Raw genomic sequence first — 2090 nt, 5'->3', positions numbered from 1 at the left:
TATTTCAAGAACTGCTCATTGCCGACCATACCGATTTTGGTCACACCCAAACGCTGCGCCGATGCCATCACTGAGGCGACTGCCTTATAGGCGGCCAGTTTATCAGGACGAATATGTACTTCAGCCTGATCTGGCATCGCTGCAATCACTTGCAGCTTGGTTTCCAGTTCAGCATGCGGTACCGCTGTACCATTCCATAAGACCGTGCCATCGAAATCAATATCAATATTGATCACCGGTGGTGGTTCTGTCGGTTTGGACGGCGTGTTGACCGGCATATTGAGGTTAATCGCGTGATTTTGGGGCGGAATGGTGATGATCAACATAATGATCAGCACCAACATGACGTCAATTAAGGGCGTCATGTTCATTTCCATCATCACTTCCGGTTCGCTAGAATTACTAGCGCTAGGAGCCATACTCATGGGATTTCCTTTTGTGAGGATTTAGGCAAAATTGTCCCAGCTAGGCGCGTCAACGCAGACAGTACCAATGTACGGCCAGGAGGCGCAACAACGCTGGGGCTATTTTGCATAAGTCCGATTAGTCTTTAGCGGGAGGTTCGATGATGAACCCGACCTTAGCAATCCCGGCACGTTGTACTGTGAGGATGGTTTTGCCGACAAATTCGTAACGAGTATCCTGGTCGCCGCGCACATGCACTTCCGGTTGCGGTACTTGCACTGATACTTTTTTCATTTTCTCGAACAATTCGTCGGTTCCCGCCAGCGCTTTACGTCCGCCGTTCCAGAACATGTCACCATCTTTGTTGATGGTGAGCGTGATGTTTTCTGGTTTGGTCACGTAGATCGTGTTGGTATCGACCGGCAATTTAACTTTGACGGAGTCGAGTACGACTGGTGAGGTGATCAGGAAGATGATCAGCAGAACCAACATAATATCCACCAGCGGGGTGGTATTAATGGTGCTGTTGACTTCGTCTTCGCCGTCGCCATCATTTCCCATTGACATTGACATAATGGTTTCTCTTGGATGATTTCTGACTTATCTCGCGGCCTTATGCTCTGCTGTTGAGCAGTTCATAAAGCCGCAAGAAGAATTGTCTGACTTAGTGACTGACTTAGTGTCTAACTTAGTGACTGATGATTGCGCTTAAGCGACTTTTTTCGCTGTATTGGCAGCGGCTTTGCTCATCACGCCAGACAAGACGACAGAGTGCAAGTCGGCGCCGAAGGCACGAACTTCTTCCATGCAGCTCTTGTTGCGACGTACCACGAAGTTGTAACCCAGAACCGCAGGAACCGCCACACCCAGACCGATCGCAGTCATGATCAGCGCTTCACCGACTGGACCTGCAACTTTATCGATAGAGGCTTGACCTGATGAACCGATTTGTATCAGCGCATGGTAAATACCCAACACGGTACCGAACAGACCGACGAACGGTGCTGTAGAACCAACAGTTGCCAAGAATGCCAAGCCATCTTGCAAACGGCTTTGTACTTTTTCGACCGAACGCTGGATCGACATCGTCACCCATGAGTTCAAATCGATTTGCTCTAACAAAGCGCCTTCGTGGTGCTGCGTTGAGCTCACGGCCGCTTCTGCGATGAAACGGAATGGGCTGCCTTCTTTCAGGCTGGAGATACCGGCGTTGACGCTGGCAGCTTTCCAGAATTTACGTGCATCTTTGGCTTGGGCTGAGAGTTTGACTTGATCGATGATCTTGGTGATCAGGATGTACCAGCTACCCATGGACATGATGGCCATGATCAGCAAAGTACCTTGGGCCACGATGTCGCCACCTTTTAACAAGGCCGCCATACCGAAGGCGCTTTCTACTTCTTTAGTCGCTACTGCAGGCGCTGCTGGTGCGGCGTCTGCAGCGGCTGGTGCTGCCGCCTCAGTTGCTACGGCTGCCGGTGCGGCCGCTTCGGTCGCTGGCGCTGCATCTGCTGCGAACACGGGAGTGGTGATTGCGGCAGTCATGGAGAACAGGACTGATGCCAGGAATGTGCTGAAAGTCTTAGCGCTGGTTTTCATGTAGATACTTCCTTAAAGAATTAATTAATGCTCGGTGTTAATACGGATATGTTGAATAAAATAGGTGTCTCTGGCTTTAATTACTT

At 50.2% G+C, this 2090-nt stretch carries 3 protein-coding genes; all 3 read right to left on the bottom strand.

Going from position 1 to position 2090, the window contains the following annotated elements; all coding sequences use genetic code 11:
• Positions 1–425: ExbD/TolR family protein (locus ACO0K8_RS22265; RefSeq protein ID WP_422948848.1), on the bottom strand; the 425-nt coding region annotated here is incomplete at its 3' end.
• A gap of 118 nt (positions 426–543) precedes the next feature.
• Positions 544–978 carry an ExbD/TolR family protein gene (locus tag ACO0K8_RS22260; RefSeq protein ID WP_126126556.1) on the bottom strand — a complete coding sequence of 145 codons (435 nt, stop codon included), beginning with the start codon at positions 976–978 and terminating at the stop codon, positions 544–546.
• 135 nt (positions 979–1113) lie between these two features.
• Positions 1114–2004, bottom strand: a complete 891-nt coding sequence (locus ACO0K8_RS22255) for a MotA/TolQ/ExbB proton channel family protein (RefSeq protein ID WP_422948847.1) — start codon at positions 2002–2004, stop codon at positions 1114–1116.
• Positions 2005–2090: the final 86 nt, after the last annotated feature.

The sequence above is a fragment of the Undibacterium sp. Ren11W genome (genome assembly GCF_049340485.1).
Taxonomy (GTDB): Bacteria; Pseudomonadota; Gammaproteobacteria; order Burkholderiales; family Burkholderiaceae_D; genus Undibacterium.
Note: the sequence above shows the minus strand (reverse complement) of the source record. Positions and strands in the feature narration are given on the sequence as shown.

Excerpts from the sequence above, each read along its gene's own strand:
- ACO0K8_RS22260 (WP_126126556.1), bottom strand. The coding sequence starts at position 978 with ATGTCAATGTCAATGGGAAATGATGGCGACGGCGAAGACGAAGTCAAC.
- ACO0K8_RS22255 (WP_422948847.1), bottom strand. The coding sequence starts at position 2,004 with ATGAAAACCAGCGCTAAGACTTTCAGCACATTCCTGGCATCAGTCCTG.